General features: G+C 74.3%; 14 protein-coding genes and 1 riboswitch. Of the genes, 7 read left to right on the top strand and 7 right to left on the bottom strand.

All coding sequences use genetic code 11. The annotated features are described in order from the left end of the window. Positions 1-2 precede the first annotated feature (2 nt). A riboswitch (glycine riboswitch) is annotated at positions 3-97 on the bottom strand. Positions 98-170: 73 nt separating this feature from the next. Further along, a complete protein-coding gene (locus tag DMP15_RS16210; protein WP_062394965.1) occupies positions 171-470 on the top strand; it encodes a YiaA/YiaB family inner membrane protein in 300 nt (99 codons plus the stop codon). Positions 471-556: 86 nt separating this feature from the next. On the opposite strand, the gene DMP15_RS16215 is transcribed toward DMP15_RS16210, so the two are convergent. The 5 genes from DMP15_RS16215 to DMP15_RS16235 all read right to left on the bottom strand — a co-directional run bounded on the left by DMP15_RS16215 (position 557) and on the right by DMP15_RS16235 (position 3944). Next, the gene (locus DMP15_RS16215) at positions 557-1135 is read right to left on the bottom strand and encodes a MerR family transcriptional regulator (protein ID WP_208623102.1); all 579 of its coding nucleotides are present in this window, start codon (positions 1133-1135) and stop codon (positions 557-559) included. Between the two features lie 272 nt (positions 1136-1407). Then, positions 1408-1884, bottom strand: a complete 477-nt coding sequence (locus DMP15_RS16220) for a bifunctional nuclease family protein (RefSeq protein ID WP_010224693.1) — start codon at positions 1882-1884, stop codon at positions 1408-1410. Between the two features lie 382 nt (positions 1885-2266). Then, on the bottom strand, positions 2267-2719 hold the full coding sequence (garA, locus tag DMP15_RS16225) for a glycogen accumulation regulator GarA (RefSeq protein WP_073574899.1): 453 nt from the start codon (positions 2717-2719) through the stop codon (positions 2267-2269). A 183-nt stretch (positions 2720-2902) separates the two neighbouring features. Next, a complete protein-coding gene (gene gcvH, locus DMP15_RS16230; RefSeq protein WP_073574900.1) occupies positions 2903-3295 on the bottom strand; it encodes a glycine cleavage system protein GcvH in 393 nt (130 codons plus the stop codon). 10 nt (positions 3296-3305) lie between these two features. Then, positions 3306-3944 carry a CDP-alcohol phosphatidyltransferase family protein gene (locus DMP15_RS16235; RefSeq protein WP_073575336.1) on the bottom strand — a complete coding sequence of 213 codons (639 nt, stop codon included), beginning with the start codon at positions 3942-3944 and terminating at the stop codon, positions 3306-3308. Between the two features lie 189 nt (positions 3945-4133). On the opposite strand from DMP15_RS16235, the gene DMP15_RS16240 reads away from it, so the two are divergent. From DMP15_RS16240 to DMP15_RS16255, 4 genes are all read left to right on the top strand, one after another. Next, the gene (locus DMP15_RS16240; RefSeq protein WP_073574901.1) at positions 4134-4661 is read left to right on the top strand and encodes an OsmC family protein; all 528 of its coding nucleotides are present in this window, start codon (positions 4134-4136) and stop codon (positions 4659-4661) included. A gap of 295 nt (positions 4662-4956) precedes the next feature. Further along, a complete protein-coding gene (locus tag DMP15_RS16245) occupies positions 4957-5874 on the top strand; it encodes an MEDS domain-containing protein (RefSeq protein WP_073574902.1) in 918 nt (305 codons plus the stop codon). Beyond that, on the top strand, positions 5871-6821 hold the full coding sequence (locus DMP15_RS16250) for an ATP-binding protein (protein WP_337826117.1): 951 nt from the start codon (positions 5871-5873) through the stop codon (positions 6819-6821). Before DMP15_RS16245 ends, DMP15_RS16250 begins: the two co-directional genes overlap by 4 nt. Positions 6822-7039: 218 nt before the next feature. Next, positions 7040-7909, top strand: coding sequence for an AfsR/SARP family transcriptional regulator (locus DMP15_RS16255; RefSeq protein WP_083658288.1), 870 nt, complete (start codon positions 7040-7042; stop codon positions 7907-7909). 63 nt (positions 7910-7972) lie between these two features. Here the strand turns inward: DMP15_RS16255 and DMP15_RS16260 are convergent, their stop codons facing one another. Then, positions 7973-8752, bottom strand: a complete 780-nt coding sequence (locus tag DMP15_RS16260; RefSeq protein WP_073574905.1) for an enoyl-CoA hydratase/isomerase family protein — start codon at positions 8750-8752, stop codon at positions 7973-7975. Beyond that, positions 8749-9753: a glucose-6-phosphate dehydrogenase (coenzyme-F420) gene (gene fgd, locus DMP15_RS16265; protein WP_073574906.1), complete on the bottom strand. Its 1005-nt coding sequence runs from the start codon at positions 9751-9753 to the stop codon at positions 8749-8751. Before fgd ends, DMP15_RS16260 begins: the two co-directional genes overlap by 4 nt. A gap of 370 nt (positions 9754-10123) precedes the next feature. Here fgd and recQ point away from each other — a divergent pair, with 370 nt between their 5' ends. Both recQ and DMP15_RS16275 read left to right on the top strand, forming a co-directional pair. After that, positions 10124-11950: a DNA helicase RecQ gene (recQ, locus tag DMP15_RS16270; RefSeq protein WP_139282780.1), complete on the top strand. Its 1827-nt coding sequence runs from the start codon at positions 10124-10126 to the stop codon at positions 11948-11950. Next, positions 11947-12717: a gamma-glutamyl-gamma-aminobutyrate hydrolase family protein gene (locus DMP15_RS16275; protein ID WP_217266870.1), complete on the top strand. Its 771-nt coding sequence runs from the start codon at positions 11947-11949 to the stop codon at positions 12715-12717. The genes recQ and DMP15_RS16275 overlap by 4 nt, the downstream gene beginning before the upstream one ends. The last annotated feature ends 5 nt before the right edge of the window (positions 12718-12722 follow it).

Raw genomic sequence — 12722 nt, forward strand, 5'->3', positions numbered from 1 at the left:
GCCTCGACCGCGCGGTCCGTGTGCCTGAGAGATTCCGGGAAGGGGTTGCTCCTTCGGCGCCCGGGCTCGTTCCCCGGGGCTCTCCCGCGCGGCGTCGACGACTACCGGGCCAGCCTACCTGCGTAGTTCTGCGGCGTCGCCGCCTGCGCCGGCTCGTCACACTTCCTGCCATGTCGAACACCAGCGCTCCGAACACCACTCCGGCCACCACCGCCGCGTTCCACACGCAGGCGATGCTGTCCTTCGGCGTGTCGCTCGCGGCCGTCGTCGTCGGAACCGTCTACCTGCCCGTCGACGGGTGGGTGAAGGCGTTCCTCGCCATCGCCGTGCTGTACGCGATCACCTCGGCGTTCACCCTGGCGAAGTGCGTCCGGGACCGGCAGGACAGCCTGACCGTGGTCAACCGGGTCGACCAGGCGCGGATGGAGAAGCTGCTGGCCGAGCACGACCCGTTCCGCGCCGTCGCGTAGGCCTGCCGGAGCGGCCCGTCGACGCCGTCGCGTAGGCCTGCCGGAGCGGCGCATCGACGCCGTCGCGTAGGCCTGCCGGAGCGGCGTCAGGAGATCGCGCGGCGCGCGCGGCGGCGGGCCAGCTCGTCCTCGGGTGCCTCGTCGACGGTGCCGCCGTCGGCCCGCTCGGCCGGGAAGTCCTTGATGACGCCGGAGATCTCGCGCATCGCCCCGGACACCGCGATCCCGAACACGCCCTGGCCGCCCTGCAGCAGGTCGACGACCTCCTCCGGGGAGGTGCACTCGTAGACGGTGGTGCCGTCGGAGAACAGGGTGATGCCGGCCAGGTCGCGTATCCCGCGCCGGCGCAGGTGCTCGACGGCGATCCGGATGTTCTGCAGCGAGACACCGGCGTCGAGCAGCCGCTTCACGATCTTGAGGACGAGGACGTCCTTGAAGGAGTACAGCCGCTGGCTGCCCGACCCGGCGGCGCCGCGGATCGACGGCACGACCAGCCCGGTGCGGGCCCAGTAGTCCAGCTGCCGGTAGGTGATGCCGACGACCTGGCACGCGGTGGGCCCGCGGAAGCCGACCAGGCGGTCGGTCACCCCGTCGAGCCCCTCACCGACGAGCGGGTCCGGGAACAGCTCTCCCTGACCCGGCCCCTCGGGTGGTGGCGTCTGCACCGCGCGTTCTCCCTCGGTCGGGACCGTGACCTCTCCTACCAGGTGACTCTGGGTAGTGGATGAGTTCCACGGATGTCATCAGTCGTGATGACGGTAGGCCCAGTGGCCGAGGCGGTCAACGCGGCTCGCCGACCCGGGCGTACCGGACACCCGCCCGGGTTGCCGGGTACGGAGGGCGTACAGCCGCCGAACGGTCGGTGACGTCGGTGAACGGTCGGACCGTGGTCCATCCGGTTCCACCGCCGGGTCACGGCGGTGGTCACCCGGACGGATCAGCCCGGCTGGGCCCCGCGGAAGTCCTCCGGCGACACGGAGTCGAGGAACTCGCGGAACTTCTCGACCTCGTCCTCCTGCTCGTCGGGGATGACCAGACCCGCCTCGGCGAGGACGCTCTCGTCGGCGTGCACCGGGACACCGGTCCGCAGCGCCAGCGCGATCGAGTCGCTCGGCCGCGCGGACACCGTGACGCCGCCGTCGAAGATCAGCTCGGCGTAGAAGGTGCCCTCCTGCAGGTCGGTCACCCGCACCTGCTCGAGCCGCCGCCCGAGTGCCCCGATCACGTCCTTGAGCAGGTCGTGGGTCAGCGGCCGCGCGGGCTTGACCCCCTGCTGCTCAAGGGCGATCGCCGTCGCCTCCACCGATCCGATCCAGATCGGGAGGTATCGGTCGCCGTTCGTCTCCCGCAGCAGCAGGATCGGCTGGTTCGCCGGAAGTTCGACCCGGACGCCCACGACGCGCATCTCGCTCATCAGCCCGCCTCCCCGGCCCTGTCGGGCCTGTCGGGCCACCCGGGTGGACACGCCACCCCGGCCGCCCTGATCGCCTTGCTCGCCCTGACCCGTGCGGCGGACCCGACGGGCTCCGTGTCGTTGCCACCGCACTGCCACCGACACCTGATGACGCTACACGGCGGTCCGCCCCGACGCGCGCCTCCGGACGGGGAGTGACGGGGTCCGTTCGACGATCGTCACACGCCCGTCGCGCACGGCGTGTCGGCTCGACACCCGCCGGTCCCCGTCCACGCAGAAGGCCCGTCGCACCAGAGGGTACGGGAGCACCCCTGGTGCGACGGGCCGGTCGTCCGCGGGGGTCCGTGAACGGCACCGACGGCGCCGCCGCAAGGACCCGGGATCAGCCCTGGGCGCCCGTCTCACGGGGCCCGGTCAGGAAGACCAGGCGGAACTTGCCGATCTGCACCTCGTCGCCGTTGGCGAGCACCGCCGTGTCGACCGGCTCGCGGTTGACGTAGGTGCCGTTGAGGCTGCCGACGTCGACCACGACGAACTCACCGGCGTCGCGGCGGAACTCCGCGTGCCGCCGGGAGACGGTGACGTCGTCGAGGAAGATGTCGCTGTCGGGGTGCCGGCCGGCGCTGGTGGTCGGCACGTCCAGCAGGAAGCGCGAGCCGGCGTTCGGACCGCGCCGGACGACGAGCAGCGCCGACCCGGCGGGCAGCCCGTCGACACCCGAGACGGCGGGCTCGGCGGCCGGCTGCTCGACGTCGGCGAGGAAGTCCGCCCGGAAGACCGACGTGGTCTCCGGTGCGCGCTCCGGTGGCACGTCGCGCGGGTCGTTCGTGGTCACCTCGGGGACTCCTCCTCGCGGATGCGGTACCCGGACGGTGTCCGGGCGGTCAGGGCGGTGCGGGGCCGGTGTCCCGGTCCCTTCCGGACGGCACGTCCAGGGGATGTGAACCTACCGGTCGGAGCGGCCGGGGCGATACGGAGGGCGGCGCGCCGTGCCGCGTGGTGCGGCGGGCGGACCGGCTCAGGCGCCGTCGGCCAGCTGGCGGTAGGCCTCGGCGTCGAGCAGGCCGTCGAGCGAGGCCCCCTCGGCCAGGCGGATCTCGACGATCCACCCGTCGCCGTAGGGCGCGGAGTTCACCAGCTCCGGGCCCGCGTCCAGCCCGTCGTTCACGGCGACGACCTCGCCGCCGACCGGGGCGTAGATGTCCGACACGGACTTGGTCGACTCGACCTCGCCCATGGCGTCGCCCGCGGCGAGGGTGTCACCGACGGCCGGCAGCTGCACGAAGACGACGTCACCGAGCTGCGACTGGGCGTGGTCGGTGATGCCGACCCGGACCACCCCGTCCCCGCTGCGGCGCACCCACTCGTGGGCCTCGGTGTAGGACAGGTCCGACGGAATCTCCGAGCTCACACCGGGGAGCCTATCCCCCGGCGCCGCCGTGATCGAACCGGGTCGACGGGGCCGGGGCGCCCGGCGCCGGGCGCCGCAGCGCCAGCCGGAACTGGGCCAGGTACAGCAGCCCCGACCACAGGTAGAGGGCCACGCCCCAGATGGCGAAGGCGTTCGCGACGACGCCGACCACGGCCTCGGCGGGTGAGGGGCCGTCACCGAGCAGGAGCAGCGGGAAGGCGTAGAGCAGGACGAAGGTGGCGGCCTTGCCGAGGTAGACGACCTCGAAGGGGCCGTAGCCGCGGTGGCGCAGCACGAACACGCAGACGGCGAGGACGACGTCGCGGGCCACCAGGGCGACCACCGCCCACCACGGGACGATGTCGCGCGCGGCCAGCCCGACCAGCGCGGCCAGGATGTACAGGCGGTCCACGGCCGGGTCGAGCATGGCGCCGAACCGGCTGAACTGGTCGAGGACGCGGGCGAGCTTGCCGTCGAGCCAGTCGGTGAACCCGCCGATCGCCAGCACCGCGACGGCCCAGCCGTCGGCCTCCGGGCCGAGCATCAGCCACAGGAACAGCGGCACCCCGGCCAGGCGCAGCATGCTGAGCGCGTTCGGGACGGTCCAGAGCCGGTCGTCGTCGGTGGGCGGGCCGACGGTGTCGTGCACCGAGTCCCGGACGGTGTCGCGCACCGTGTCCCGGACGGTGTCGCGGGCCTCGCGGACCGAGTCGGCGGCCTCGCGGGCGCTGCGGCGCACCGCTGCCGCCCGTCCGGTGTCGCTCTCCCCGCCCACATCGGGCACCCTAGTCGTCGGGTCGGGGTGTGCGGGCCGCCCCGTCGGGGTGAGGATGGGGACATGACCGATACCAACATCTCCCTGCGCGACATCCAGGCCCCGCTCAAGCAGCAGTACCGCGACGACCCGGAGTCGGCGGTCATCACCCTGAAGGCGGACGGGGAGCTCGGCTCCGGTGTGGCGTGCAAGGTCTCGACCGGCCAGGCGATGGCCGAGGCGGGCCTGCACCCGGCCACCGGCGGCGACGGCACCCAGCTGTGCTCGGGCGACATGCTGCTGGAGGCGCTGGTGGCCTGTGCCGGGGTGACCCTGCGCGCGGTGGCCACCGCGCTGGAGCTCGAGGTGCTCGGCGCCGTGCGCGCCGAGGGCGACCTCGACTTCCGCGGCACCCTCGGCGTCGCGAAGGACGCCCCGGTCGGTTTCCGGGAGATCCGCCTGTCCTTCGACGTCGACGTCCGCGACGGCGGCGCGCCCGCCGCCGAGGACAAGGTCGCGACCCTGGTGAAGCTGACCGAGCGGTACTGCGTCGTCCTGCAGACCGTCCAGGGCAGCGCGACCACCTCGGTCGCGGTCAACCCGGCCGCCTGACCCGCCCGTGGCGCGCCGGACGGTGACCACCCGGACACCGGGTGCCACCGCCGTCCGGCGTGCACCGGGCAGCGCCGAACGGCCGTACGTCCTGGTCGGACCGGGTCCGCCGACCCTGGTCGCCCGCCGGTGGCGATCCGCTCGTCGCGTGTCACCGTCGGTTCGGCGCCCCACACACTCCGAGGTCTCCGGTCCCCGCCGAGGGCCTCCGTACGGTTGATCCGTCCAGGAGTTCGTGACGGGGTGTGCCCGGCGCCGCGACGTGCGGCGGCGGGGCGCACGCGGCAGGTGAGACGTGATCAAACTGGCGGACGCGCTGACGTCCGGCGATCACGTGTGCGCGGTCCCGGACAGTACGGAGCACCTCGGCGAGCTCGCCGCCGCCTACGTCGCGCACGGTCTCGACCGGGGCGAGCGCATCCTCTACTTCGACGACGACGGCGCCGCCGACGTCCTGCTCCGCCGCCTCGTCGAGGACGGCGTCGAGGTCGACGACCCGCTGCGCCACGGCCAGCTGGAGATCCTGCCCGCCGAACGGACCCGGCGCACCTTCCGCACCCCGCTGTCCGAGGTGCACGCCGGGATGTCCGGCGAGGTCGCCCGCTCCCGCGAGCTCGGCTGGAACGGCACCCGGATGACCGGCCAGATGCACTCGGTGCTCGAGGCGGGCGCCGCGGGCACCCTGCCCGAGTACGACGGCCTGCTGGCCCGGCTGATCCGCGAGAGCGCGGGCGGGCTGACCGCGCTGTGCACCTACGACACCGAGCACTTCCCGGCCGAGCAGATCGACATCATGCGGGCGCTGCACCGCGACCACGTCCCCTGCTCCACCGCCTACGACGACGGCCTGCTCCGGATCGTGCGCCTCGGTACCGGCCACGCCCGGCTGGCCGGCGAGGTCGACCACAGCAACCGCTCGAAGATCACCTCGCTGCTGCACTCGGCCCTGGACGCCGCGCTGCGCTCCGCGGACGCCTCCACCGACATCGGCCTGGACCTGGCCTCGGTGCGGTTCGTCGACGTCGCCACCGCGGTCGCGCTGGTGCACGCCGCCGAGAGCTTCCCGGCCACCCACCGCCTGGTGCTGCACCGGGTCCGGCCGCGGGTGCTGCGCGTGCTCGAACGCTGCGGCGCGGCCTTCTCCCCCCAGCTCGTGTTCGACGACCACCCTCCGGCCCCCGAGGTCGTGTACCCGGGAGGACAGCTCCGGTGAAGGTCAACGCCGCACCCCGCCCGCCCGGCTTCCGGCACGCCCTCGTGCACGCCGACGACCCGGTGGAGCTGCTCGCCGCCGTCGCGCCGGCCGCCCGGGCCGCGGCGCGGGACACCGGCGCCCGGGTCACAGTGGACCTGCCCGCACCGCTGGAGCAGGCGCTGCACGACGAGCTCGGCGACGAGGTCGAGCTCGGCAGGCTCACCTCGCTGACCAGCTCGGCCCGGGAGTCCGGACAGACCGTCGCCGCCTGGCGGGCCCGGGAGCTGCGGGCGCTGACCTCCTCGGGCCGCCCGGTGTTCGTGGTGAGCGCGCACGACCCGGACCTCGACGGCGTCGACGGCGGGTTCTGGGTCGAGCTGGAGGCCGCGCTCAACATCTCCCTCGCGGGGCTACCGGTCCTGCAGGTGTGCGCCTACCCCCGGCTACCGCTGCACGGCGCGGTCGGCGAGTCGGCGGTGGTGAACCACCCGCTGGGGCTGCGCGTCTCCGGGCTCACCGAGAACCCGCGGCACCGCCCGCCCGCCGAGGTGCTCGCGGCCCTGCCGATCGCGCCGCCGCACCTGCTCGGACCGCCGGACGTCACGTTGTCCTACAACACCTTCGAGCTGTCCCGGGTGCGCGACGCCGTCGAGGAGGCCGCCCGGGTGTGCCGGTTCGACACCGCACGCGGCGAGGACATGGTGCAGGCGGTCAACGAGGTCGCCACCAACGCGGTCGAGCACGGCTCCCCGGAGGCGGGGCTGTCGGTGTGGGCGCGCGACGGGGAGCTGGTCTGCGAGGTGCAGGACAGCGGGGCGATCGCGCTGCCGCTGATCGGGCTGGCGCCGCCGCACCCGTCGCAGGCACGGGGGCGCGGGACCTGGATCGCCCGGCAGCTCTGCGACAGCCTGCACGTCTGGCGGGCCCCGGACGGGACCCACGTCCGGCTGCTCTCCCGGGCCTGACGCAGATCCCACCATCCGGCCGTACCCGGATCTCACACCGTGGGCACTGCTGGGCTATCCTCGTCCCACGACACCACACGGAGACGCCGCCCGCCGTCCGTGTCGGTGCGGTTCCGTCGTGCCTGCTCCGCGATCCGAGGCCCTCCCGCCCGGCGCGCCCCGGCTCCGTACGGAGCCGATCGCGGGCCGCACGTCACGACCGATCCGGGGAAACGGCCATGTCCGACGATCACTGTCGATCCAGTGAGCAGAGCACTCCCACCTCCACCCCGCACGTGCGGGTGCTGGGCTCGTTCGGGCTGCGCGCGGGCGACCGCGCCGTCCCGCTGCCGGTCGACTCCCGTCGCCTGGTCGCCTATCTCGCCGTCCACCGGCGGCCGCAGCCGACCGCGGCGCTCGCCGCGACGCTGTGGCCCGGAGTCGGTCCCGTCCCCGCGGCCCGGCTGCTCGACGAGGCCGTCGCCGGCGTCGACGTACCGGGCCTGCTCGACGCCGACCACCTCGGCCGGCTGCAGCTCGGCGACGACGTGGTCGTCGATCTCACCGAGGCCATGCTCCTGATCCGCGGGCTGTCCGCGCCCAGCATGCTGCGCACCGTGCGTGAGATCGGCGCGCCGGAGACCGCGCTGCTGGAGGCCGACATCCTCCCGTCGTGGACCGCGGCGTGGATCGCCGTGGAGCGCGAACGGTTCCGCCAGCTGCGCCTGTCCGCCCTGGAGGGACTGGCCGGCACGCTCACCGCCGCCGACCGGCACGACGACGCCGTCGTCGTCGCGCGCCGGGCCGTCGCCACCGCGCCGAGCCGCGAGCGGTCGCGCCGCGCCCTGGTCGAGGCCCTGCTCGCCGGCGGGCACGTCGCCGACGCGCTCGCCGAGTACGAGGAGTTCCAGCGGCTGCTGCGCAACAGCGTCGGCGCCACCCCGGACTCCGAGCTGGACCGCCTGCTCGCCCCGCTCGACGCGGGCTGGCCGCTCGGCCCGGGCCTGCACCGCCCGGCCCGGCGCTTCGCCGTGGGCAGGCCCGGCACCGGCCGCGGCCCGCAGCGCTCGCGCCGGGTCGTCGCGGGGAGCCCGGCCAGCGGGCGCTGACCGAGAACACACACGACGAGGGGGCGCGACCGGACGGTCGCGCCCCCTCGTCGTGTGCGGTGGCTAGTGGAACTGCGGGCGGCGCTTCTCGCCGAACGCGGCGAGCCCCTCGGCACCCTCCGGACCCGCGGCGCAGGTCGCGATGGAGTCCGCCTCGGCCGCGAGCTGCTCGTCGAGCCCCCGGTCCCAGGTCACGCTCAGGAGCCCGCGGATGCGGCCCAGCGCGGCCGTCGGTCCCTGGGCGAGCCGGTGCGCGACCGCGGCGGCCTCGTCGGCCACCCGGTCGTCGTCGACGACAGAGGCGAGCAGCCCCAGCTCGGCCAGCGTCTCGGCCTCGAGGACCTCGTCGGTGAGCAGGACCCGCCGCGCCCGCGCTGCGCCGATCAGCCGCGGCAGCGTCCAGGTCATCCCGCCGTCCGGGGAGAACCCGATGCCGGGGTAGGCGGGGCGCATCCGGGTCGAGGTCCCGCCGACGGCGAGGTCGCAGGCCAGCGCGATGCTCATGCCCGCACCGGCGGCCCAGCCCGGCACGGCAGCGACCGTGGGCACCGGGGAGGCGGCCAGCGGGCGCAGCATGGAGTGGAAGGTGTCGGCGAGGCCGTGCACGTAGGCGTAGCGGTCCTCGGCCCCGGCGAAGGCCCGCACGTCACCGCCGGTGCAGAAGTTCTCGCCGTCGCCGTGCACCAGCACCGCTCCGGTCTCGGCCGGGTCGAGCGCCAGCAGCGCCTCGGTGACCTCGGCCATGGCGGGCCCGTCGAGGGTGCCGTGACGGCCGGTGGAGACCCGGCAGCGCAGCACCCGCCCGTCGCGGGTGACGGCGGCGGCGCCCGTCGCGGCGCTCACGCGAGCGCCCGCAGCTTCGGCGCGACGTCCTCGGTGAACTGCGTCAGGAACCGGCGCTGGTCGTGCCCCGGTCCGTGCACGACGAGGTGGTTCAGGCCCGCGTCGAGGTAGGGCTTGATCTGCTCGACGGCCTCGTCGGGGTCCGACGCGACGATCCAGCGCTTCACCACCTGCTCGATCGGCAACTCGTCGGCCAGGCGCTCCATCTCCTGTGAGGAGTCGACGGAGTTCTTCTGGTCCGCGGTCAGCGACAGCGGCGCCCAGAACCGGGTGTTCTCCCGCGCGGCGTCGGGATCCCGGTCGTAGCTGATCTTGATCTCGATCATCTTGTCGATGGCGCCCGCGTCGCGGTCGGCCTTGCCCGCGCCCTCCTCGACCCCCGGGAGGAGCTTGTCGGTGTAGAGGTCCATGCCCTTGCCGGAGGTGCAGATGAACCCGTCGCCGAACCGGCCTGCGAACCGGGCGACCATCGGGCCCCCCGCGGCGACGTAGATCGGCACCGGCTGCTCCGGCCGGTCGTAGATCATGGCGTCGACGAAGGTGTAGTACTCGCCCTCGATGCTGACCGACTCCTCGGTCCACAGCGCCCGCATCATCTTCACGGCCTCGCGCAGCCGGGCGAAGCGCTCCTTGAACTCGGGCCACTCCCGCCCGGACACCGCGATCTCGTTGAGCGCCTCGCCGGTGCCGACGCCGAGTGCGACCCGGTTGCCGGTGAGCAGCGCCATCGTGGCGAACTCCTGGGCCAGCACCGCCGGGTTGTAGCGGAACGTGGGGGTGAGCACGGAGGTGCCGATCTGCACCCGCTTCGTGCGCTCCCCCACCGCCGCCATCCAGGGCAGTGCGGCCGGGGCGTGCCCACCCTCGTGCCGCCACGGCAGGAAGTGGTCCGACGCCCAGACGCTGTCGAGCCCGAGCTCCTCGGCCAGCACCGCGTACTCGACGAGGTCGCGGGGGCCGAACTGCTCGGCCGACGCCTTGTACCCGATCTTCAGATCCACGGATCCGTCCTTCTCGCGTGATCGCCCGGCGCCCGGTCTGCGAACGCCGCTGGTCCTGCAGGTCTTGCTACACCCCGGGGCCGTCCGGCGCAGCACCGCGGCGCCCGCGACACACGGGCGGTGACCGGGGCCACGCCCCTGGCCCGGGCCCGGGCGCGGTCGGCGGTGCCGCGAGGTGAGTGCCGGGCGGGGCGCACGCGGCGGGGCTCGTACGATCGACGACGTGTTCGACGCCTCCGACCCGGACGAGATCCCGCTCCCGCCCGAGCCCGAGGACGACTACGGCGACGAGCCCCCACCGGAGGACGCCTGGGCCGCCGTGCCCGCCGGGCCGGGGCGGCTGCCGGAGCCGGAGCCGGTCCCGGAGCGGGTGCACAGCAGCGACCCGCACGAGATCCTGCGCCGCGTCTTCGGCTACGACGCGTTCCGCGGCGAGCAGCAGGCGATCGTCGAGCAGGTCACCGGTGGCGGGGACGCGCTGGTGCTCATGCCGACCGGCGGCGGCAAGTCGCTGTGCTACCAGGTCCCGGCGCTGGCCCGGCCGGGCACCGGGGTCGTGGTGTCGCCGCTGATCGCACTGATGCAGGACCAGGTCGACGCGCTGCGCGCGCTCGGGGTGCGGGCCGGGTTCCTCAACTCCACCCAGGACGCCGACGAGCGCCGCCTCACCGAGCAGGAGTTCCTCGCGGGCGAGCTGGACCTGCTCTACCTCGCCCCGGAGCGGCTGCGGGTGGAGTCCACGGTGCGGCTGCTGGAACGCGGCCGGATCGCCCTGTTCGCGATCGACGAGGCGCACTGCGTCGCGCAGTGGGGGCACGACTTCCGGCCCGACTACCTGTTGCTCTCCGAGCTGCCGAAGCGCTGGCCGGACGTCCCGCGGATCGCACTCACCGCGACCGCGACCGACGCGACCCGCACCGAGATCGCGCAGCGCCTGGAGCTGACCGGGGCTCAGGCCTTCGTCGCGAGCTTCGACCGGCCCAACATCGCGTACCGGATCGTCGCGAAGAACGAGCCGCGTCGCCAGCTGCTGGAGCTGCTGCGTGCCGAGCACGCCGGGGACGCCGGCATCGTCTACTGCCTGTCACGGCGCAAGGTCGAGGAGACCGCGGAGTTCCTCACCGCGCAGGGCATCCGGGCGCTGCCCTACCACGCGGGGCTCGACGCGTCGGTGCGCCGGGAGAACCAGTCCCGGTTCCTGCGCGAGGACGGGCTGGTCATGTGCGCGACGATCGCGTTCGGCATGGGCATCGACAAGCCCGACGTCCGCTTCGTCGCCCACCTCGATCTGCCGAAGTCCGTGGAGGGCTACTACCAGGAGACCGGGCGTGCCGGCCGCGACGGCGAACCGTCGACGGCGTGGCTGGCCTACGGGCTCGCCGACGTCGTGCAGCAGCGCAAGATGATCGACGACGGCGAGGGCGACGCCGCGCACAAGCGGCGCCTGGCCCAGCACCTCGACGCGATGCTCGCGCTGTGCGAGACCACCGAGTGCCGCCGGGCGCAGCTGCTGCGCTACTTCGGGCAGAGGCCCGATGCCCAGCGGTGCGGGAACTGCGACACCTGCCTGACGCCGGTGTCGTCGTGGGACGGCACGGTCGCGGCGCAGAAGGTGCTGTCGACGGTGTGGCGGCTGAAGAAGGAGCGCAACCAGGAGTTCGGCGCCGGGCAGGTCGTCGACATCCTGCTGGGCAAACGCACCCCGAAGGTCGACCAGCACCGCCACCACGAGCTGTCGGTGTTCGGCGTCGGGACCGAGCTGACCGACGTCGCGTGGCGCAACGTACTGCGCCAGCTCGTCGCGCGCGGGCTGCTGACCGTCGGCGGGAACTACTCGACGCTGCGGTTCACCGAGGAGTCCCCGGCGGCGATGCGCGGCGAGCAGAAGGTCATGCTGCGCAGTGAGCCGGAACGCGCCGCGCGGTCGTCGCGGTCGCGGGGCGGGTCGAAGCCGGCCGTGGAGATGCCGGCCGAGCTCGCGCCGGTGTTCGAACGGCTCCGGGCCTGGCGGGCGGCGACGGCGAAGGAGCAGGGCGTTCCCGCCTACGTGATCTTCCACGACGCGACGCTGCGGGAGATCGCGACCCGCGCCCCCGCCGACCGGGCCGCGCTGGGCACGATCTCCGGGATCGGCGAGGGCAAGCTCGCGCGCTACGGCGACCAGGTGATCGACGTGCTGCGCGGGGCGGACTCGTGACGCGCCCGCTGATCGGCATCAGCTGCTACAGCGAGCGGGCCGACTACTGGATCATGCGCGACGACGACGTCGTGCTGGTCCCGCGCACCTACGTCGAGATGGTGCTGGACGCGGGCGGGGTCCCGGTGCTGCTCGCCCCGACCGACGGCGCCGTCGAGGCCGTCGACGCCCTCGACGGGCTCCTCCTCACCGGCGGCCAGGACGTCGACCCGGCCCGCTACGGGCAGGTGGCCGGCGCGCACACCGACACACCGCGCACCGGACGGGACGCCGCCGACGTGGCGGCGCTGCACCGGGCGCTCGGCCGCGGGATCCCGGTGCTGGGCGTGTGCCGCGGGCTGCAGCTGCTCAACGTGGCGCTCGGCGGGACGCTGCACCAGCACCTGCCCGACGTGGTCGGTGCACAGGTCGCCGGAGCGCACTCGGCCGGACCGGGGGTGTACGCGCCGGTGCCGGTGCTGACCGAGCCGGGGACCCGGGCCGCGGAGATCCTGGGTCCGGGCCCGGTGACGGTGCGCTGTCACCACCACCAGGGGGTGGACCGCGTCGCCCCCGGGCTGCGGGTGTCCGCCCGCGCCGGGGACGTCGTCGAGGCGCTGGAGTGGAGCGACCCGTCGGGCCCCGGCGGCACCGACGCGCCCTGGGTGGTCGGTGTCCAGTCCCATCCCGAGCGCGACGGCGAGGACCTTCGCCTGGCCGGTGCCCTGGTCGCCGCCGCCACCCGGGCCCGCAGCCGCGCCGTCCGCCCGGCCCGCCTCGCCGGCTGACCCGG

Source organism: Pseudonocardia sp. UM4_GMWB1 (assembly GCF_017312155.1).
Classification (GTDB): domain Bacteria; phylum Actinomycetota; class Actinomycetes; order Mycobacteriales; family Pseudonocardiaceae; genus Pseudonocardia; species Pseudonocardia alni.

Coding starts and splice junctions, on each gene's coding strand:
- DMP15_RS16210 (WP_062394965.1), top strand. CDS start 171: ATGTCGAACACCAGCGCTCCGAACACCACTCCGGCCACCACCGCCGCG.
- DMP15_RS16220 (WP_010224693.1), bottom strand. CDS start 1,884: ATGAGCGAGATGCGCGTCGTGGGCGTCCGGGTCGAACTTCCGGCGAAC.
- DMP15_RS16240 (WP_073574901.1), top strand. CDS start 4,134: ATGACCGATACCAACATCTCCCTGCGCGACATCCAGGCCCCGCTCAAG.
- DMP15_RS16255 (WP_083658288.1), top strand. CDS start 7,040: ATGTCCGACGATCACTGTCGATCCAGTGAGCAGAGCACTCCCACCTCC.